Source organism: Eggerthia catenaformis OT 569 = DSM 20559 (assembly GCF_000340375.1).
Classification (GTDB): Bacteria; Bacillota_I; Bacilli_A; order Erysipelotrichales; family Coprobacillaceae; genus Eggerthia; species Eggerthia catenaformis.
Window position 1 is genome coordinate 63,486 of record NZ_KB446646.1, and the last position, 19,131, is coordinate 82,616.

19 protein-coding genes and 1 riboswitch are annotated in these 19,131 nt (G+C 29.4%); of the genes, 10 read left to right on the plus strand and 9 right to left on the minus strand.

Annotation, left to right across the window (positions count from 1 at the left end; translation table 11 throughout):
• Positions 1–64: 64 nt before the first annotated feature.
• From serS to dnaA, 7 genes are all read right to left on the minus strand, one after another.
• Positions 65–1,351, minus strand: coding sequence for a serine--tRNA ligase (gene serS, locus HMPREF9943_RS00355; RefSeq protein WP_004801078.1), 1,287 nt, complete (start codon positions 1,349–1,351; stop codon positions 65–67).
• The gene (gene gyrA, locus HMPREF9943_RS00360) at positions 1,344–3,809 is read right to left on the minus strand and encodes a DNA gyrase subunit A (protein ID WP_004801079.1); all 2,466 of its coding nucleotides are present in this window, start codon (positions 3,807–3,809) and stop codon (positions 1,344–1,346) included. Before gyrA ends, serS begins: the two co-directional genes overlap by 8 nt.
• An 11-nt stretch (positions 3,810–3,820) precedes the next feature.
• Positions 3,821–5,746 carry a DNA topoisomerase (ATP-hydrolyzing) subunit B gene (gyrB, locus tag HMPREF9943_RS00365; RefSeq protein ID WP_004801080.1) on the minus strand — a complete coding sequence of 642 codons (1,926 nt, stop codon included), beginning with the start codon at positions 5,744–5,746 and terminating at the stop codon, positions 3,821–3,823.
• Complete coding sequence (gene recF / locus HMPREF9943_RS00370) at positions 5,721–6,839, minus strand: DNA replication/repair protein RecF (protein ID WP_004801081.1); 1,119 nt, start codon at positions 6,837–6,839, stop codon at positions 5,721–5,723. The genes gyrB and recF overlap by 26 nt, the downstream gene beginning before the upstream one ends.
• Positions 6,829–7,041, minus strand: coding sequence for an RNA-binding S4 domain-containing protein (locus HMPREF9943_RS00375; RefSeq protein ID WP_004801082.1), 213 nt, complete (start codon positions 7,039–7,041; stop codon positions 6,829–6,831). The genes recF and HMPREF9943_RS00375 overlap by 11 nt, the downstream gene beginning before the upstream one ends.
• Before the next feature lie 144 nt (positions 7,042–7,185).
• A complete protein-coding gene (gene dnaN / locus HMPREF9943_RS00380; protein ID WP_004801083.1) occupies positions 7,186–8,289 on the minus strand; it encodes a DNA polymerase III subunit beta in 1,104 nt (367 codons plus the stop codon).
• Positions 8,290–8,430: 141 nt separating this feature from the next.
• Positions 8,431–9,765, minus strand: coding sequence for a chromosomal replication initiator protein DnaA (dnaA, locus tag HMPREF9943_RS00385; protein ID WP_004801084.1), 1,335 nt, complete (start codon positions 9,763–9,765; stop codon positions 8,431–8,433).
• A gap of 497 nt (positions 9,766–10,262) precedes the next feature.
• On the opposite strand from dnaA, the gene rpmH reads away from it, so the two are divergent.
• The 6 genes from rpmH (at position 10,263) to HMPREF9943_RS00415 (ending at position 13,917) form a co-directional block, all read left to right on the plus strand.
• Entirely contained in the window at positions 10,263–10,397 is a 135-nt protein-coding gene (rpmH, locus tag HMPREF9943_RS00390) for a 50S ribosomal protein L34 (protein ID WP_004801085.1), read from the plus strand.
• Between the two features lie 39 nt (positions 10,398–10,436).
• The gene (gene rnpA / locus HMPREF9943_RS00395; protein WP_040402473.1) at positions 10,437–10,772 is read left to right on the plus strand and encodes a ribonuclease P protein component; all 336 of its coding nucleotides are present in this window, start codon (positions 10,437–10,439) and stop codon (positions 10,770–10,772) included.
• Positions 10,773–11,654 (plus strand): YidC/Oxa1 family membrane protein insertase, encoded by an 882-nt coding sequence (locus tag HMPREF9943_RS00400; RefSeq protein WP_004801087.1) that lies wholly within the window; start codon positions 10,773–10,775, stop codon positions 11,652–11,654. It abuts the gene before it with no gap.
• Positions 11,655–11,663: 9 nt separating this feature from the next.
• Entirely contained in the window at positions 11,664–12,263 is a 600-nt protein-coding gene (locus HMPREF9943_RS00405; protein ID WP_004801088.1) for a Jag family protein, read from the plus strand.
• A gap of 99 nt (positions 12,264–12,362) precedes the next feature.
• Positions 12,363–13,697, plus strand: coding sequence for a tRNA uridine-5-carboxymethylaminomethyl(34) synthesis GTPase MnmE (mnmE, locus tag HMPREF9943_RS00410; RefSeq protein WP_004801089.1), 1,335 nt, complete (start codon positions 12,363–12,365; stop codon positions 13,695–13,697).
• Between the two features lies 1 nt (position 13,698).
• Complete coding sequence (locus tag HMPREF9943_RS00415; RefSeq protein ID WP_004801090.1) at positions 13,699–13,917, plus strand: hypothetical protein; 219 nt, start codon at positions 13,699–13,701, stop codon at positions 13,915–13,917.
• 19 nt (positions 13,918–13,936) lie between these two features.
• Here the strand turns inward: HMPREF9943_RS00415 and HMPREF9943_RS00420 are convergent, their stop codons facing one another.
• The gene (locus HMPREF9943_RS00420) at positions 13,937–14,611 is read right to left on the minus strand and encodes a PRD domain-containing protein (protein WP_004801091.1); all 675 of its coding nucleotides are present in this window, start codon (positions 14,609–14,611) and stop codon (positions 13,937–13,939) included.
• Between the two features lie 150 nt (positions 14,612–14,761).
• Positions 14,762–14,931: riboswitch (Lysine riboswitch) on the plus strand.
• Between the two features lie 48 nt (positions 14,932–14,979).
• Between HMPREF9943_RS00420 and HMPREF9943_RS00425 the strand changes: the two genes are divergently transcribed.
• The 4 genes from HMPREF9943_RS00425 to lysA are packed head-to-tail and all read left to right on the plus strand — an operon-like array spanning position 14,980 to position 18,389.
• Complete coding sequence (locus HMPREF9943_RS00425) at positions 14,980–15,438, plus strand: ACT domain-containing protein (protein ID WP_004801092.1); 459 nt, start codon at positions 14,980–14,982, stop codon at positions 15,436–15,438.
• Complete coding sequence (dapA, locus tag HMPREF9943_RS00430) at positions 15,439–16,335, plus strand: 4-hydroxy-tetrahydrodipicolinate synthase (RefSeq protein ID WP_004801093.1); 897 nt, start codon at positions 15,439–15,441, stop codon at positions 16,333–16,335. It begins immediately after the preceding gene.
• 1 nt (position 16,336) lies between these two features.
• The gene (gene dapB, locus HMPREF9943_RS00435; protein WP_004801094.1) at positions 16,337–17,083 is read left to right on the plus strand and encodes a 4-hydroxy-tetrahydrodipicolinate reductase; all 747 of its coding nucleotides are present in this window, start codon (positions 16,337–16,339) and stop codon (positions 17,081–17,083) included.
• A 7-nt stretch (positions 17,084–17,090) separates the two neighbouring features.
• Complete coding sequence (lysA, locus tag HMPREF9943_RS00440; protein ID WP_004801095.1) at positions 17,091–18,389, plus strand: diaminopimelate decarboxylase; 1,299 nt, start codon at positions 17,091–17,093, stop codon at positions 18,387–18,389.
• A gap of 16 nt (positions 18,390–18,405) precedes the next feature.
• On the opposite strand, the gene HMPREF9943_RS00445 is transcribed toward lysA, so the two are convergent.
• Positions 18,406–19,029, minus strand: a complete 624-nt coding sequence (locus tag HMPREF9943_RS00445; RefSeq protein ID WP_004801096.1) for a DUF3267 domain-containing protein — start codon at positions 19,027–19,029, stop codon at positions 18,406–18,408.
• Between the last annotated feature and the right edge of the window lie 102 nt (positions 19,030–19,131).

A 19,131-nucleotide genomic window follows, 5' to 3' on the forward strand; every position in this document is an offset into this window, starting at 1 on the left:
TAAAAATTAAGAAATAATTAATATTTATAAGTTATATGATATGAAAAATTAGAGAGATATCTCTCTAATTTTTAGGTTCAATTATTTTTTTACCACCCATATAAGGATGCAATACATGAGGTATAGAAATACTTCCATCTTCATTATAATTATTTTCAATAACCGCAATTAATCCTCTAGGTGAAGCAGTCACTGTATTATTTAATGTATGAAGATAATATGTTCCTCTATCATTTTTTGCTCTAATCCCAAGTCTTCTAGCCTGCGCATCTCCTAATGTAGAACAAGAACCTACTTCAAAATATTTCTTCTGGCGTGGAGACCATGCTTCAATATCACATGATTTTACTTTTAAATCGGCTAAATCACCACTGCAACATTCAAGCTGTCTAACCGGAACATCCATATTTCTAAAGACTTCTACTGTATATCTCCACATCTTTTCATATTCTTTCATAGAATCTTCCGGTTCACAAAGAACTATCATTTCTTCTTTTTCAAACTGATGAACTCGATAAAGTCCTCTTTCTTCAATACCATGACTTCCTCCTTCTTTTCTAAAACATGGAGAATAAGAAGTCATACGAATAGGAAGCTCTTCAGATTTAATAATCTGACCTTGAAATTTTCCAATCATTGAATGTTCTGATGTACCAATAAGATATAAATCTTCATTCTCAATCTTATACATCATTGCATCCATTTCTTCAAAAGACATAACCCCATTAACAACACTTGATCTAATCATAAAAGGAGGTATAGCATATGTAAATCCCTTTTCAATCATATAATCTCTAGCATAAGCAATCATTGCCTCATGAAGTCTTGCAATATTACCTAATAAGTAATAAAAACCTTCACCACTGGTTCTTCCGGCTGATAATTTATCCATACCATTAACTCTTTCAATAATATCAGCATGATGAGGTATTTCATAAGATGGTACAAAAGCATCTCCAAATCTTTCTACTTCCACGTTCTTTGAATCATCTTCACCAATAGGTACTGATGAATCAATGAAGTTAGGAATTTGCATCATAATTTCTTTAAGCTTTTCACCGACTTGTTTTTCTTTTTCTTCTAAAGCAGGCAAGTCATCATTAATCCGTTTAACTTTAGCTTTTGCTGCTTCCGCTTCTTCTTTCTTACCTTCTCTCATTAAAGCACCAATAGACTTAGAAATAGTATTCTTGCTTGCTCTGTATTCACTAGCTTTAGTAAGTGTCTCTCTATATTCTTTATCTAATGCAATTGCTTCATCCACCAAAGGAAGCTTATGATCCTGAAATTTCTTTTTAATATTTTCTCTTACTGCTTCAGGATCTTCTCTTAATTTTGCAATATCAATCATTTTCTTCTATCTCCTGATCTTCTTCATTTTTTTCAACAACAGAGATTGAAGAGACAACAGAATCATTAACTCTAATCAAACGTACTCCCTGTGTTGCTCTGCCGGCTTCTTTGACTTGTTCCATAGGTAAGCGAATAATAATACCTTCATTAGTCATAATCATCAAGTCTTCATGACCTTCAACAGCTTTCATGGCTACCAGTTTACCATTTTTTGAAGAAATGTTAAGTGTTTTTACACCCTTACCTCCTCTTTTAGCAAGTCTATAATCATGTGCCGGTGACATTTTACCATAACCATATTCTGTAACAACAAGAATCTTACTTCCTTCAAGACTGGTTGTCATACCTATAATCATTTCATTCTTTTCAACATTCATTCCCCGAACACCGGCTGCCGTACGTCCCATACTTCTTACGTCTTTTTCATCAAAACGTATGGCTTTGCCATTAGTTGTAGCAATCATAACTTCACAAGATCCATTTGTCAGCTTGACATCTACTAATTCATCTTCTTCTTTTAAAGTAATTGCTAATTTACCGGACTGTCTGATATTTTCAAATTCAGTTAAATTTGTTCTCTTAACAAGTCCTCTTCTAGTTACAAAGAATAAATAATTTTCTTTATTAACATCTTCTTTATGTAAAGAAATCATTGACTTAACCAATTCATCTTTAGCTAAATTCAATAAATTAACAATTGGTAATCCTTTAGCTGTACGCCCAAATTCAGGTATCTGATATCCCTTTAATCGATAAACTTTACCAAAATTAGTAAATATTAAAAGATCATCATGAGTACTCATATTAAGCATACTACTAACAACATCATCATTATTAGTAGTCATTCCCTTAATACCTCTACCACCTCTATTTTGAGCTTTATAAGTATCTACAGGCATACGTTTTACATAACCATTATTTGTAAGAGATATAATAACATCTTCTACAGGAATTAAATCTTCATCTTCAATATCAAATGTTCCTTGAATAATTTCAGTACGTCTCTTATCACCAAATCTGGATTTAATTTCTAATAACTCTTTTTCAATAATTTCAATAACTCTTTCTTCACTTTCAAGAATATCTTTTAAATCAGCAATAATCTCTAATAAAGCATTTAATTCATTTTCAATCTTTTCTCTTTCTAATCCGGCTAATCGCTGTAACTGCATTTCTCTAATAGCTTTAGCCTGTTTATCAGACATATCAAATTCATTCATTAATCTCTGCTGAATAATATCTGTTGTACGAGAAGATCTTATTAATTCAATAATAGCATCTATCTGATCAATTGCTCTCTTCAATCCATCTAAGATATGTGCTCTATCTTCCGCCTTCTTTAAATCAAAAGCAACTCTTCTTCTAATAACATCTTCCTGATGCTCTAAATAAACTTTAAGCATATCTTTTAATGTCAGAGTTTTAGGTTCATCATTAACTAAAGCAATATTATTGACACCGAATGTTGTTTGCAAAGATGTTAATTTATATAACTGATTTAAGATAATTTCAGGCTGAACATCTCTTCTTAATTCAATCACAACACGAATACCATCACGATCTGATTCATCTCTTAATTCAGTAATACCATCAATATTCTTATTTTTAACATGTTCAGCAATCTTTTCAATAAGTCTTGCCTTATTAACCATATAAGGTATTTCTGTAATAATAATAGCTTTCTTGTTATTACCAATCTCTTCAATATCACTCTTAGCTCTCATAACAATTAAGCCATTACCGGTTTCATAAGCTTTTTTAATAGCACTTTTACCTAAAATATAAGCTCCTGTAGGAAAATCAGGACCCTTTATATATTCCATTAATTCAGTTACTGTAATCTCCTTATTTTTTACATAAGCCAAGAATCCATCAATAACTTCACCTAAATTATGAGGAGGCATATTAGTAGCCATACCAACTGCAATACCTGTTGTTCCATTAATTAATAAATTAGGTATTCTAGATGGTAAAACAACAGGTTCCTTTTCTTCACCATCATAATTAGGCATAAAATTAACAGTATCCTTATTAATATCTCTAATCATTTCCATTGAAATTTTAGACATACGTGATTCCGTATAACGCATAGCAGCAGCACCATCACCATCAATAGAACCAAAGTTACCATGACCATCTACTAACATATAACGATAAGAAAAATCTTGTGCCATACGTACTAAAGCTTCATAAATAGAACTATCACCATGCGGATGATATTTACCCATGACTTCACCAACAATTCTGGCACTCTTTTTATAAGGCTTATCACTATAACATCCTAACTCATTCATACCATGAATAATACGTCTTTGAACCGGTTTTAATCCATCTCTGGCATCAGGTAAAGCTCTTGCTACAATAACTGACATAGCATATTCAAGGAATGATTTTCTCATCTCACTTGTCAGATTAACATTCTTTATACCTTTTTCTTCTATATTATTTATATCCATGTCAATCTCCTTTAAATATCTAAGTTCTCTACATACTTAGCATTTTCTCTAATAAAATCTCTTCTAGGTTCCACTTTCTCACCCATCAGCATATCAAATAATAAATCGGCCTCCATCGCATCATCAACATTAATTCTATTAAGAATACGATGTTCCGGATTCATCGTTGTATCCCATAGCTGTTCTGGATTCATTTCACCTAAACCTTTATATCTCTGAATATTATATTTAGCATCTTTCCCTAATTCTTCTCTTAATTTTTCCAATTCATAATCACTATATAAATAATGATCTTCTTTACCTTGTCTTAATAAATAAAGAGGAGGCTGTGCTGCATAAACATATCCTTCTTCAATTAACGGTCTTAAATAACGATATAAGAAAGTCAGCATTAATATTCTAATATGACCGCCATCAACATCCGCATCGGTCATAATTACAATCTTATGATATCTTAGCTTATCCAAGCTGAATTCTTCGCCGATACCGGTACCAAAAGCTGTAATCATACTTCTTATTTCAGCATTGCTTAAAATTCTTTCTAAACGTGCTTTTTCAACATTGAGTATCTTACCTCTTAAAGGAAGAATAGCCTGTGTTCTTCTATCTCTGCCGGATTTAGCACTTCCTCCGGCAGAATCTCCCTCAACAATATAAATCTCACATTCACTAGGATCTTTGCTGGAACAATCAGCTAATTTACCGGGTAAGTCAGCTATATCTAAAGCTGTTTTTCTTCTTGTCATCTCTCTCGCTCTTTTAGCAGCCATACGAGCCTTAGAAGCTAAAGTTACCTTATCCATAATAATTTTAGCAACATCAGGATTTTCCATTAAAAATTTATCTAATGCATTAGCAAAGATTGTTCGAGAGATTTTTCTTACTTCTGCATTACCAAGCTTTGTCTTAGTTTGTCCTTCAAATTGAGGATTAGGATGCTTTACTGATATAATCGCAGTTAATCCTTCACGACAATCTTCACCACTTAAATTTTCATCTTTTTCTTTTAATGCTCCGGACGTTCTTCCATAATTATTAATCACACGAGTTAAGGCAGCTCTAAATCCTTCTTCATGCATACCACCTTCAATAGTATGAATATTATTTGCGAAAGAATAAATATTAGACTGATAACTATCATTATATTGCATAGCAACTTCTACACTGATACCGTCAATAGTCTCTTCACAGTCAATAATCTCATCATGTAAAGCTGTTTTATTTTTATTAAGATAAGCAACATACTCTCTTAATCCGCCTTCATAATGATAAATATTCTCTTTAATTTTTTCTTCTCTTTCATCAGCAATAATAAGCTTTAATCCCTTATTTAAGAAAGCCAATTCTCTAACTCTTTGATTTAAAATATCAAAATCATAAATAGTTGTTTCAGTAAAAATAGCGGGATCAGCCTTAAACAGTACAGTTGTACCGGTATCTTCACAGTCACCAATAATACTCAAAGTATTAACCGGCTTACCGCCATCTTCAAATCGCTGATAATAAATATGTCCATCTCTATGAACATAAACTTCTAAATATTCTGATAATGCATTAACAACACTGGCTCCTACACCATGAAGACCTCCGGATACCTTATAGCCTCCTTCACCAAATTTTCCTCCGGCATGCAGAACTGTAAAAATGGTTTCAACCGTACTTAATCCTGTCTTAGTATTTGTTCCGGTAGGCATACCTCTGCCATTATCAACAACCTTAATAATATTATCTTTTAAGATAGAAACCTTAATTTCACTACAGAATCCGGCCAATGCTTCATCAATAGAATTATCTACAATTTCCCATACTAAATGATGTAATCCTCTTGAAGACGTTGTTCCTATATACATACCTGGTCTTTTTCTAACCGGCTCTAATCCTTCTAATACTTGTATATCATTATCACTATAACTATGATTTACTCTTGTATCTTCCATTTTTTTCCTCCTTAATATGACCCTCACTGATATATATTTTGAGAGCATCATTTATAATCTGATGATGTATTCCATCAATAGATGTTGAAGTAATAAAAGTTTGAATCTTATGATCAATCATATTTAAAAGCTTAGTTTTTCTTTTATCATCTAATTCACTTAATACATCATCTAATAATAAGATAGGATATTCTCCTATCTGTTTTTTAACAATCTCTAATAAGCCAATCTTTAAGGCTAATACAATAGATCTCTGCTGTCCCTGAGAAGCATAGAATGCAGCATTCTTATCATTTAATTTAAATATAATATCATCTCTATGAAGACCGGAAGATGTCATACTATAAATAATATCTTTATAATAAGTTTCCTGATATTTTTTTAATATTATTTCTTTACTATAATCCTTATACATACAATGATAAGATATACTTAAGCTTTCACTTGAAGAAATATAATCATAGATTTTATGTGATATTTCATCTAATAAAGAAATAAAATCATATCTTCTTTTAATAATATCTTCCTGTAATCCAGCCAGCTGTTCACTTAAAACCTCTAAATAAACATCTGCTTCTTTTTTATGATCATGAAGTGATTTCAAATAAGCATTTCTTTCTTTTAAAAGTTTATAATACTTAGAAATATTATACATATAAATAGGTGAAATCTTAGAAATTTCACTATCAAGCAAACTTCTTCTTTCACCGGGAGATCCTTGAATAAGATAAAGATCAGAAGGAAGAAATAAAATAACATTCAAATAGCCAAGATATTCACTTGTTTTTAAAATATCTTTTTGATTAATGAAAGCTTTTTTTCCTTCTTTACTTAATACAATTCTCATAACTGAAGGTTTATTATTAGTTTCTACCTGACCGGTTATTTTAGAGAATTCCTCATTAAAAAAAATCATCTCTTTATACTTATGCGTTCTAAAAGAACGAGCTGTACTTAATAAATAAATAGATTCTAATACATTTGTTTTTCCTTGTGCATTATCACCTATAAAAATATTAATATAAGGATCAAATAAAAAAGACTGTTGATGATAATTTCTAAAAGAGATAAGTTCTAATGAATTAATCTTCATACACAATATAAGAGACATGATCTAATGAAAAAATATCTCCATCTCTTAATTTCTTTCCTCTTCTTATATCAATTTTACCATTAACGCTGACTTCCCCTTCCTGTATTCTTACTTTTGCCTCAATACCGCTAGAGACTGCTCCGGATAATTTTAAAGCCTGTCCCAAAGTAATATAATCAGTTTTAATATGTAATTCTTTCAAAGTATACACTTCCTCTCATATACTTGACTATTATAGCATAAAATGGCTTAATTTTAAACATAAATAAAAAACAATATAATAACTCTAAACATAATAAAAAACGCTTAAATCAAAAATTTAAGCGTTATAATCAAAAATCATCCTTTAAAAAGTTCTTACCGGAAGAACAATCTGAATATTATTATCAGATTCCATATCCTTAACAATAAAAGGTTTCATACTACCGGAAAACTGTAATTTAACAGTCTTAGTATTAACAGATCTAATAGCATCATTTAAATAACGTCCGCTAAATGATATTTCCAAATTATCTCCTTTAAAGAAAGCCTTATTTAAATCTTCTTCCACAGAACCTATTTCTTGTGAAGAAGATGTTAATAAAACCTTATCAGCTGACATATTTAAAGTAACAATACTTTTCTCAGCATCAGCTAATAAAGTAGCACGATCAATAGCTCCAAGAATATCTTCACTGGATACACTTAATTCATATTCATACTGATCAGCTATTAAACGAGATGTATCAGGGAAAGTACCATCAATTAAGCGAGAAAGAATAATATAATCATCAACAATAAATAATACTTTACGATCAGAAACATATAAATCAATAATCTCATCTTTTTCAATAATACGTGATAATTCAGTTAAAGATTTCTTAGGAATAATAACATTAAAAGAACTCTCTTCTTCTAGTGAAGTCTTTGTCTGTGCTAAACGATAACTATCAGTAGCTATACAAGTTAAAAGATTTCCATCTACTTTAAAATTAACTCCGGTTAAGACCGGTCTTGTTTCACTTTCGCTGGTAGCAAAAGCAGTTTTTTCAATTAAATCCTTAATCTTTAATGAATTAATAGTAAGATGAATACCCTTCTTATTTAAATCAACTCTAGGATAATCAAAAGCAGGTGTTCCATTTAAATTAAAATAAGAGCCTGTTGCTTCAATACATGTTAGCGATCCATCAGCAATATAAATAAGAACCTCATCAGCATTAATCTTTCTAATAATATCAAAGATATAACGACTGGATAAAACAACAGAACCGGTTTCTTTAATATTAATATCCTGAGTAACTTTAGTCTGAATAACAATATCACTATCACTTCCCGTTAATACTAATCCATCACTTTCTAAATCAAACTTAATACCGGTTAATACAGGTAATGGACTTTTCATAGATACAGCTCTTGATACTTTAGCAAGAGCATTTAATAATACTTGTCTTTTAATTGTAAATTTCATAATAGTTAATCTCCTTTTATTATCTTATTTATAAGATAAATAATAATAATCTTGTGAATAATGTGAATAAGTTAAAAATATATTGATTACATCAGTATATTTTATGTGAAAAATAAAATACGGAATTGTGAATTACGGTGCTTAAATCATTTTAGATTTAATTTCTTCTACTGCTTTATGATAATTAGGATCTTTTTTCATATTCTTTTCTACCTTATCACAGGCTTTCATAACTGTGGAATGATCTCTTCCACCAAATTCTTTTCCTATTTGGATATAACTAATACTATCAATTAAACTTCTTACTAAATACATAGCAATATGTCTGGCAACAATAATATTAGAAGTACGTGATTTAGAATTAATTTGTGAAACTGTCAGATTGTAATATTCAGCTACACATTTTTTAATCTGATCAACAGTAATTTCTTCATTCTTTTTACTAACTTCATAGTTTTCTTTAAATGCTTCTAAGGCAAATTCCATATCTATCACATTCTTATTGATACCAAAAACAAGCTTATAAAATAATAATCTTTTTAAGCTTCCCTCTAATTCTCTGACATCTCTGTTAAAATGTGAAGCTATAAAATCTAAGACACTTTCTTCAATTGGATAATCGACTTTTTCTAATTCAATCTTTTTAGATAGAATAGCTTTAGATGTTTCAAATTCCGGTGTATCAATACTGACAGTTAAGCCATTAGTAAATCTTGAAACAAGTCTTTGTTCAATACCTTTTAAGTCTTTTGGAGGCTTATCGGAGCTAATAACAATCTGTTTATTTTCATTTTGCAGACTATTAAAAATATTAAAGAACATCTCACTGCTTGCTTCTTTAGAAGCAATAAATTGAATATCATCAATTAATAAAACATCAATATGACGATAACGATAATTAAAATCATTCATTGTTCTGCTGGCAATTGAACTTACATAATCATTTACAAACTGTTCACTGGTACAATAAATAACCTGAACACCGGGCTTATTTTCTTTAATATAGTTACCAATCGCATTTAGTAAATGAGTCTTACCAAGACCGGAATGAGAATAGATAAATAAAGGACTATAAGCAGTCCCCGGCTTCATAGCAACAGCTAAAGATGCATTTTGAGCAATTCTATTAGAATTACCAACCACAAAGTTAGAAAAAGTAAAATCAGGATTTAAATGATCATCATAATCATAAGAAATATTCTCTTTTTGATGTAAAAGCAAATATCTTTCATCACTCATGAGATCAATAATAATGGCTTCATTATACATTTCATTATAGAGTTCCTCAAGCTGATCTTTATAATCACTAACAATGCCAATATTATATTCAGTTTCAGCAGTAACTATAAGATGATGATCATCAGTTATTTCACGAGCCTTTAATAAGGTGATTATAGAATCAAAAACGACTTTATCTGTAGTTGTATGACCAAAAGCATTTAAAGTTTTAGACCAGTTAGCTTCCAGATTATTCATAATCCACCTTCTTTCTTTAATCATTATAGATTAAAATGTGAATAAAATGAAGATAAAAAAGTTATTCACAGGTTTTCCACATACTTATTCACCTATTAAAATATTGATAATGCTTTTTATTTAATCATTATCCACAAATTTATTAATTAAGCGAATGTGAATAATAAAAAGAAAAAATGTGAACAACTTACATATATTGTGAATAACTTTCTTTATTCACTCTTCTATGCACACTTTATTCACTATAAATTATGATATAAAAACCATATATATCAACAATTTGAAGAAATACTGTGAATATTGTTATGCACTTGTGGATAACTTGTGATTAAGATGTGATTATAAAGGATATAAATAAATATAATTATATTTTTAAATATTGAAGGATATTCTATTTTTTTAAATTTTATTGACTTCAAAAAGCTTTTTTCATATAATAGTGTGGCATATGTTATAGAAGTATAAAGCAATAAATTTTAGTTAAGGAGAGTATAAATATGAAAAGAACATATCAGCCAAATAAAAGAAAAAGAGCAAAGACTCATGGTTTTAGAGCAAGAATGGCTACAGTAGGTGGAAGAAGAGTACTTGCTAGAAGAAGACAAAAAGGAAGAAAAGCATTAACTGTCTAAAAATAGTCCACTTTTATGTGGCTTTTTTTCTTAAAAGGTATGAAAAAAAAATATAGAGTTAAGAAGAATCAAGATTTTACAAAAATTATTCAGCATCATCAGAGTCTATCTAACAAAGAATATGTTCTTTATTATTTAAAGAATGATATGCATTTGAGAATAGGCTTATCTGTTTCTAAGAAATTGGGTCATGCTGTAATAAGAAATAAAATCAAAAGACAGGTACGTATGCTAGCTAATGAAATATTTGATAAAGATTTGTCTTATGATTTTATCATTATTGTAAGAAAAAATTATTTAAATAATGATTATAAGACTAATAGAGATTCTCTTATTTCATTATATAAGAAAACATTAAAAAGGATGGATAAGTAAATGGTACTAGATCAGCGTACAAAGAAATATTTAAAGATTTTTGCATTAATAGCTTTTGTCTTTATTTTAGCAGGCTGTACTAACAATATGAATGCTGATGGGACTTTAAAAGCTTCACGAGCAATTACGGAAGAAACAAAATGGACACTTTCTGCAGGTATATTTGATTTCTTTTTAGTTATTCCAATTGCTAAGGGAATATTATTTATTAATAATCTGACAGGTAATATATTATTTGGAGTAGTAGGACTAACAATTGTTATTAATATTATTTTATTGCCTATAATGATTAAATCAACTGTATCATCTCAGAAAATGCAGATGTTACAGCCGGAAATGGAAAAGATTCAAAATAAATATAAGGGTAAGAAGGATCAGACAAGTCAGTTACGTATGCAACAGGAAATACAGGCTTTATACAAAAAGAATGATGTTTCAATGTTAGGCTCATTTTCAATGCTTTTAACTTTACCAATTATGCTTGCTATGTGGCAGTCTGTACAAAGAGTAAAAGTTTTATATGAGAGTACTACTTTTGGATTAAGCTTAGGATTAACACCAATGTCACAAATTCAAAAGGGGCATTGGGAATATCTGATTATTATTGTAATCATGGCATTATCTCAGTTTTTAGCTATTGAGATTAATAATATGATGCTTAAAAGAGATAAAAATTATCATCCCAGCAAAACACAAAATTCTATGAAATCAATGAATATTATGATGACTGCAATGATTATTTTCTTTGGTATGACAATGCCGACTGCAATGTCATTCTACTGGATTACAACTAATATTATTACAGTTATTAGAACAGTTTATATTCATATTCATTATATTGAAAAAGAACAAGCTAAGAAGGATGAAAATGTGATTAGATAGGTGAATAAAATGAAAACATATGAAGGAAAAACTGTAGATGAAGCATTAAGTAATGCCTGCTTAGATCTAGGTGTTGCTTTAGATGATCTTCATTATGAAATAATTGAAGAAAAAAGAGGATTATTTTCAAAGAAAGCTGTTATTGAATGTTATGTAAATAGTATGATAGAAGAATATATGAGCAGCTTTGTTAGAAGAATCTTAACTGATATGGGATTTACTGTTGAAACAGCAACTTTTATTCAGGATAATAGATTTTATTGTAATATTGATACTGATAATAATTCTATTCTTATTGGTAAAAATGGTGTTATTTTAAGAACATTAAATTTTATTACAAAGCATGCTGTCAATACTGAATTTAAAGAAAAAATTGAAATATCTTTAGATATTAATGGCTATAAAGAATCTCGTTTTCAGAAAGTTACAGCAATGGGTAAAAGAATTGGTAAACAGGTTCAAAAAACACATGTAGATGTTAAATTGGATCCTATGCCTGCTGATGAAAGAAAAGTAATGCATTCAGTGATTGCTGAAATGGATCATTTAAGAACAGAATCTTCAGGAGAAGGAAAGAATAGATATATTACAATTTATTATGTGGATTAACACCTCTATTGAGGTGTTTTTTAATAGTCTTCTTAAAAAGAAAAATTAATGATATAATCATAAAAACTAGAAAAGTGAGGAATAGATAAGGAGATTCATATGAATGAGGATATTATTGCAGCTGTTGCTACATCACGATTAGAAGCTGCTATTTCTATTATAAGATTATCCGGGTCAAATGTGATTGAATTTGTACAATCATTCTTTACCGGAAAAATTATAAATAAAAGAACACAGACAATATCTTATGGATATATTGTTGATGGAGAAGAAAAAATTGATGAAGTGTTAGTTTCTATTTATCGGGGAAAGCATACTTTTACCGGTGAGGAGATGGTTGAAATTAATTGTCATGGTGGAATCTTTATTACAAATAGAGTTTTACAGCTTTGTTTACATAAAGGAGCTAGAATGGCAGAAAGAGGAGAATTCTCTAAGCGAGCATTCTTAAATGGAAGAATAGATCTTTCTCAGGCGGAAGCTATCAGTGATTTGGTAACTGCTCATAATGATGAAGCAAGAAAACTGGCATTAAAAGGAATACAAGGAAGTATCAGTCATTTTATTACTGATTTAAAAGAAGATCTTATTCAGATTATTACACAGATAGAAGTCAATATAGATTATCCTGAATATGATGATATAGAAGAATTAACAGCTGATAAATTACTGCCTAAATCTCAGAAATTAAAAGATAAGATGATGCATATCTTATCTGAATCAAAGAATATTAAATTAGTTAAAGAAGGAATAAGTACAGTTATAGTAGGTAAGCCTAATGTAGGTAAGTCTTCTTTATTAAATGCCTTATTAGAAGAAGATAAAGCAATTGTTACTGAAATAGCCGGGACAACCAGAGATATTGTAGAAGGAACAATCAGATTAGATAATCTTGTATTAAATATGATAGATACCGCAGGTATTCATCATACTGACGATAGAATAGAAACAATGGGTGTAGAGAAATCATTGTCATTAATATCACAAGCTGATTTAGTATTATTGGTACTAGATGGTTCTAAACCTTTAGATAATGAAGATTACATGCTTTTAAATAAAACTAAGAATACTCATCGTATTATTATTATTAATAAACAGGATCAGGGATGTGTTATAGATATAGAAGGTATTCATATAAGTGCTAAAGATATGAATATTACAGATTTAACTGATTATATTAAGAATAGTTTTGATTTAAGTGTAATTAATGGAGAGGATGCTCATGTACTCGCAAATCAAAGACAGCTTCAATTATTAGAACAAGCTAATGAATCATTAAATAAAGCTATTGATGCTATGAATAATAAGATACCTCCTGATTTGATTGTAACTGATTTATATGATAGTTGGGAGAAACTTAAAGAAATATTAGGAGAACAATCAAAAGAAGATCTTTTAGATGAATTATTTAAGAGATTCTGTATAGGTAAATAATATGAGTAAATATACATTTTTAAAAGAAAGATATAAGAAATATTTAAAATATTCATTAATACTATTTCTTTCTTCACTATTTATATTTTTAATAGTAACATCACTTAATGATAGTAATAATCAGACATTAAAATTGATTAGTACAGTTACATTTTATCTTTTAACAGCTTCGGGAGTAGAAAGTATTTTATTATATGTGTTATCTAAGATATTAAAATAAGGAACTCATAAGAGTTCCTTTAAGCTTGTTTATAAAAAGCTGTCCCAAAATGAAGAATAATATAACCCAGCTCATTATCATTAAATGATTTACTGTAGTATTTTTCAACTATATCATTAAGAATTTCAGCACATTGAAATTCTCTTTGATCTTTGATAGCAGTTATATCAGATAAAGGATTACTATCAAGCTGCTGATTTGTTTTTAATCTTTCAATAGCCGGATAGAAATGAAGAGTTATGCCATTATAAAATTCTTTATGCTGTTTTAAATCATATCCTAATTTATCTTTAATTTCTAATAATGCTTCATTCATAATATTTTCTACATCTTCACCTACAATATCACTTGATATATCAAAATCTAAATCTAATAAAGAGAGATTAGAAAGATACATAGCTGTATAATAGATATCATTTTTATCCATTTTAAGACAAAAATGTTCTTCTAAAGATGAAATAATCTTTTTAGCAATAGGATATGTTTCTAAATTTTTACATTGAATAAGCTGTGATTCACTATAGCTGATAAAGCTATTAGATAATAATCGGCTAATAGATAATGATAAATGAATAGATAAATTCTCTTTAGTAGAATAGGGAATATCTAAGTGATAATCATTTAAATATTGATTGATTACTTCATTTATATAGTCTTTGATATTATGGAATTCTTTTTGTATTATGATACTCATTGAAAGACCTCTTTCCTAACTATTTGACATGATATATGAAAAGGAGATATTTGTCTATATCAAAATTTAAAGAAAGAAAATAGATAAGATTTTTAATATAAACTGTTTTTCATAAATTATTGTTAGATTCTTGTTATTGTGCTAAAATTAAAAAGAAATAGAGGTGCGGAAATTAAGAAGTGACTATTATATGAATACAGTCAGATAGTCATAGAGGAATAACGCCGAAGAATTCTTAAAGCTGTATATGAAAGAATTCTGGTGAGATAGAGAATATCTATATCATTGTCACAAAATATTTGTGGAGAGCTATTGTATAAGAGAGGATGCAATAGGTTACTATTGCTTTTTTTATAAGGAGGCAGATGATGAAGAAAAAGAGTATCAGTCAGGTAAAAGTTAATGAAAGCATTATTCAGGTATGCTTAAAGAATGTAGAAAAGAATTCTTTATTTGTATCTGAAATATTTAAGATTATCAGCCGACATAATGTAAATGTTGATATGATATCAAGTATTATGTTAAGTGATGAAATGCAAATAGATTTTACAGCTGATGAAAGTTGTCAGAGTCAGTTAAATGAGGCTATTATGGAGATTCAAAAGAATCATCCTAGAATAGAAATGTATTCTTATAAGAATATAGGAAAAATATCTATATCGGGAGATATGGCTGAAGAAACCGGAGTTGCCTATCATATTTTTAAGATATTTGCAGATTGTCAAATTTCTTTTAGACAGGTTACAACTAGTGAAACAAGTATGGATTTTGTAGTAGAAAAGAAATATTTAAAAACTATTTATGAAAAGATAAAGGAGATGATGTAAATGTCATTATTTGAAGGAAGTGCTGTTGCTTTAGTCTTACCAATGCTTGAAGATGGACAGTTAGATATTGAAGGATTTAAAAGACAGGTTCAAAGAATGATAGATGGTGGGGTACAGGCTTTACTTGTGAATGGAACAACCGGTGAAACCGCAACGATTACTGTAGAAGAAGAATATAAACTGGTTGATATTACAGTTGAAATGGCTAAAGGAACCGGAGTCAAAGTTATTGCCGGTGCCGGCAATAATGATACTTATACAGCTTTACAACTTGCTAAATATGATGAAAAGGCAGGGGCTGATGCTTATTTGGTGGTTACACCTTATTATAATAAGACATCTCAAAGAGGATTAATTGATCATTATACTTATATAGCTGATCAGGTCAATATACCAATGATTATTTATAATGTTCCGGGAAGAACAGGAATGACTATTACTCCTGAAACAGTTCAAGAGCTTGCTAAACATCCTCATATTATTGGTATGAAAGATGCTACTGATAATATCTCTTATTTAATGGAATGCTTAACACGAACACAGGGATTAGATTTTGATATTTATAGCGGCTGTGATGATAATATTCTTCCTTTTATAGCAGCAGGAGGAAAAGGAGTTATTTCTGTAACATCTAATCTTTATCCAAGAGAAATAGAAATGCTAGCTCAGGCTTCATTAAAAGGTGATTTAGAATTTGCCAGAAAGCTTGCGATTGATTTAAATGATGTCTCTAAGAATCTCTTTATAGATGTTAATCCTATTATGCCTAAAGCAGCATTAAAACATATGGGAATTATTAAAAACGCTTCTTTAAGAAGACCATTAATAGAAACGACAAAAGAGAATAAAGATAAACTCTTTAAAGCAATGGATTTATTTGAAAGTAAGAGGTATTAATATGAAAGTTCTTGTTTATGGATATGGAGTCATGGGAAAGAAAGTATGTCAGGCTGTTAAGGATGATCCATCATTAGAATTAATTGCTGTTATATCACATGACTTTGATATAACACCTGATGTTCCTTATTATTATTCTTTAGAAGAAGTTAAAGAAGAAGCAGATGCTCTTATAGATTTTTCACATCCTAATAACTTAGAAGAAATTTTAATTTATTTAAAAGAAAAGAGTATCCCGGGTGTTATTGCAACAACCGGATATAATCAGAAACAACTGGAATTAATCAAAGAGTATACAAAGATGATTCCTATCTTTCAGTCATATAATACTTCATTTGGTGTTGCTATGATTAATAAGATCGTCTCTCAATTTACCAAAGAATTCTATACAAACAATTATGATGTAGAAATTATTGAAGCCCATCATCATCGTAAGATAGATGCTCCTAGTGGAACTGCAAAAATGCTTTATCAAAGTGCTTCTGAGTCTATTAAAGACAGTTATCCTGTTTATGACAGAGAGTCTAGACATCAGAAGAGAGATAGAAATGAAATAGGAATATCTTCTATCAGGGCAGGAACAATATGTGGAGAACATACTGTTCTTTATGGTGGAGAAGATGAATTGATAGAAATAAAACATACTGCTCTTTCTAGAGATATTTTTGCAAAGGGAGCTGTATCAGCAGTCAAAGTATTAATAAATAAAGAACCGGGATTCTATGATTTAAAGAATCTCTATGAATGAGGATACTATGATAATACAGACAAAATATGCTCAAATAAAGAATAATGAATTGTATATAGATGATGTTAGAGCCTCTGATTTAGTTAAGCAATATGGAACACCTCTTTATGTTATGAGTGAGGGACATTTAAGAGATAAATTGGAAGAATTACAAGTCTTTATGAATCAGTATGAAAAGAGCTTAGCTTTATTTGCTTCTAAATCATTTAGCTGTTTAGCTATGTATAAACTGATTAAAGAATATAATATTGGGATAGATTGTGTCAGTGCCGGAGAAATGAGTATAGCTTTAAAAGCAGGTGTTGATCCTGATAAAATTTATTTCCACGGAAATAATAAACTTCCCGTGGAAATAAATTATGCCTTAAATAATAATGTTTATCATTTTGTAGCAGATAATTTCTATGAATTAGATTTATTGGAAAGAATAGCTTCTAAGCTTAATAAGAAAGTCTTTATTACATTACGTGTTGTACCTGAAATTAAAGCGGGAGCTAATGAAAAAATACAAACCGGTATGAAAGATACAAAGTTCGGTTTTCCATCATCTGAAGGAATATATTTAAAGGCTATTCAACAGGTATTAGAATCTTCTTCTTTAGTTTATGAAGGATTACATGCTCATATAGGCTCTCAGGTCTTTGATTTAAATGCTTATAAAGAAGAAATGTATAAGTTTATGAAGTTTGCGGATGAAATCTATCAGACATTTCATATCGTAACGAGTAAAATTAATGCCGGCGGAGGATATGGTATAGCTTATATTCAAGAAGATAAACCCTTAGATTTTAATGTAATTACTCAAACAATTATGTCTATTATTTATTCTCATTATGATCAAAGAGGATGGACTCATCCGTCAGTTATGATAGAACCGGGAAGATATGTTACCGGGAATGCCGGTATTACTCTTTATACAATAGGCTCTATTAAAGAAATACCGGGTATGAAGACCTATGTTGCAGTAGATGGAGGAATGACTGATCATATTAGAACAGCCTTATATAATGCTAAGTATGAAGGTATTATTGCGAATAAGGCATCAGAAAAGAAAAATAAAATTGTTACTATTGCAGGAAAATGTTGTGAAAGCGGTGATATTTTAATTAGAGATATTAAAATACCTGATTCTGTTGAATCAGGTGATCTATTTACGATATTTTCTACAGGAGCTTATCACTATACGATGTCTTCAAATTATAATCAGTTACCTAAACCAGCGATTGTCTTTACTTATAAAGGGCAATCAAGGCTTGTAGTTAGAAGACAGACATTTGATGACTTAATAGCTTTAGATATAGAATAGAGAAATCTATTCTTTTTTATTGATACCATATATATCCTTTATTACCGGGCTGAATATAAGCATTCTTAGGTACTTGCTTTAATATTAATACAATATCTCTATAATCAGGAGCGGGAGATATTAATCCCATAAACATAAGTATCATAGAGATAGTAATAAGCCATTTCATAGATACAGGAGTTATTAAAAATAAAATCATAAATAGAATACCTAATAAAGAAGGAGATAAAGCCATTAATATAAAACGATTTCTTTTTAATCTACAAGGAGATATACAAAAAGCTCTTAATTGTCTTAAAGATATGCCGATATAAACTTTAGATTCCTTATAGTAACATAAAGCATGACATAATTCATGTAAAGGCATACCTACAAAAAAGCCTATAATTAAAGAAAGAGGAAAAAATCTAAAATCAATAAATATATCATTTGTTTGTATTCTCTTTATAAAAACTATAATAAAACAAATAATTATAGGAATAATAAAATATAAAGTTAATCCTTTAAAAATATTATCAGGTCTCTTTAAATAAACAGCATGATTAGGAATATATGTTTCTTTTATTTCCTTATCCCATTCCTGTTTTCCATTAGTAACTGTATTCCAGTCTATATTCCCTTTCCATATAATCTTTGACATATGATTACCTCTCTTACTTGTATTATATACTAATTATAAATGAATATGGATATAAGTTTTTTAAGACAGAATAGACAAAAGAGTTTCTTAACTGAATTACAG

Coding starts and splice junctions, on each gene's coding strand:
- dapB (WP_004801094.1), top strand. CDS start 16,337: ATGAAAGTTCTTGTTTATGGATATGGAGTCATGGGAAAGAAAGTATGT.
- HMPREF9943_RS00420 (WP_004801091.1), bottom strand. CDS start 14,611: ATGAGTATCATAATACAAAAAGAATTCCATAATATCAAAGACTATATA.
- serS (WP_004801078.1), bottom strand. CDS start 1,351: ATGATTGATATTGCAAAATTAAGAGAAGATCCTGAAGCAGTAAGAGAA.
- mnmE (WP_004801089.1), top strand. CDS start 12,363: ATGAATGAGGATATTATTGCAGCTGTTGCTACATCACGATTAGAAGCT.
- dnaA (WP_004801084.1), bottom strand. CDS start 9,765: ATGAATAATCTGGAAGCTAACTGGTCTAAAACTTTAAATGCTTTTGGT.
- recF (WP_004801081.1), bottom strand. CDS start 6,839: ATGAAGATTAATTCATTAGAACTTATCTCTTTTAGAAATTATCATCAA.
- lysA (WP_004801095.1), top strand. CDS start 17,091: ATGATAATACAGACAAAATATGCTCAAATAAAGAATAATGAATTGTAT.
- gyrB (WP_004801080.1), bottom strand. CDS start 5,746: ATGGAAGATACAAGAGTAAATCATAGTTATAGTGATAATGATATACAA.
- HMPREF9943_RS00445 (WP_004801096.1), bottom strand. CDS start 19,029: ATGTCAAAGATTATATGGAAAGGGAATATAGACTGGAATACAGTTACT.
- HMPREF9943_RS00400 (WP_004801087.1), top strand. CDS start 10,773: ATGGTACTAGATCAGCGTACAAAGAAATATTTAAAGATTTTTGCATTA.
- dapA (WP_004801093.1), top strand. CDS start 15,439: ATGTCATTATTTGAAGGAAGTGCTGTTGCTTTAGTCTTACCAATGCTT.
- HMPREF9943_RS00405 (WP_004801088.1), top strand. CDS start 11,664: ATGAAAACATATGAAGGAAAAACTGTAGATGAAGCATTAAGTAATGCC.
- HMPREF9943_RS00425 (WP_004801092.1), top strand. CDS start 14,980: ATGAAGAAAAAGAGTATCAGTCAGGTAAAAGTTAATGAAAGCATTATT.
- dnaN (WP_004801083.1), bottom strand. CDS start 8,289: ATGAAATTTACAATTAAAAGACAAGTATTATTAAATGCTCTTGCTAAA.
- rnpA (WP_040402473.1), top strand. CDS start 10,437: ATGAAAAAAAAATATAGAGTTAAGAAGAATCAAGATTTTACAAAAATT.
- gyrA (WP_004801079.1), bottom strand. CDS start 3,809: ATGGATATAAATAATATAGAAGAAAAAGGTATAAAGAATGTTAATCTG.
- HMPREF9943_RS00415 (WP_004801090.1), top strand. CDS start 13,699: ATGAGTAAATATACATTTTTAAAAGAAAGATATAAGAAATATTTAAAA.
- rpmH (WP_004801085.1), top strand. CDS start 10,263: ATGAAAAGAACATATCAGCCAAATAAAAGAAAAAGAGCAAAGACTCAT.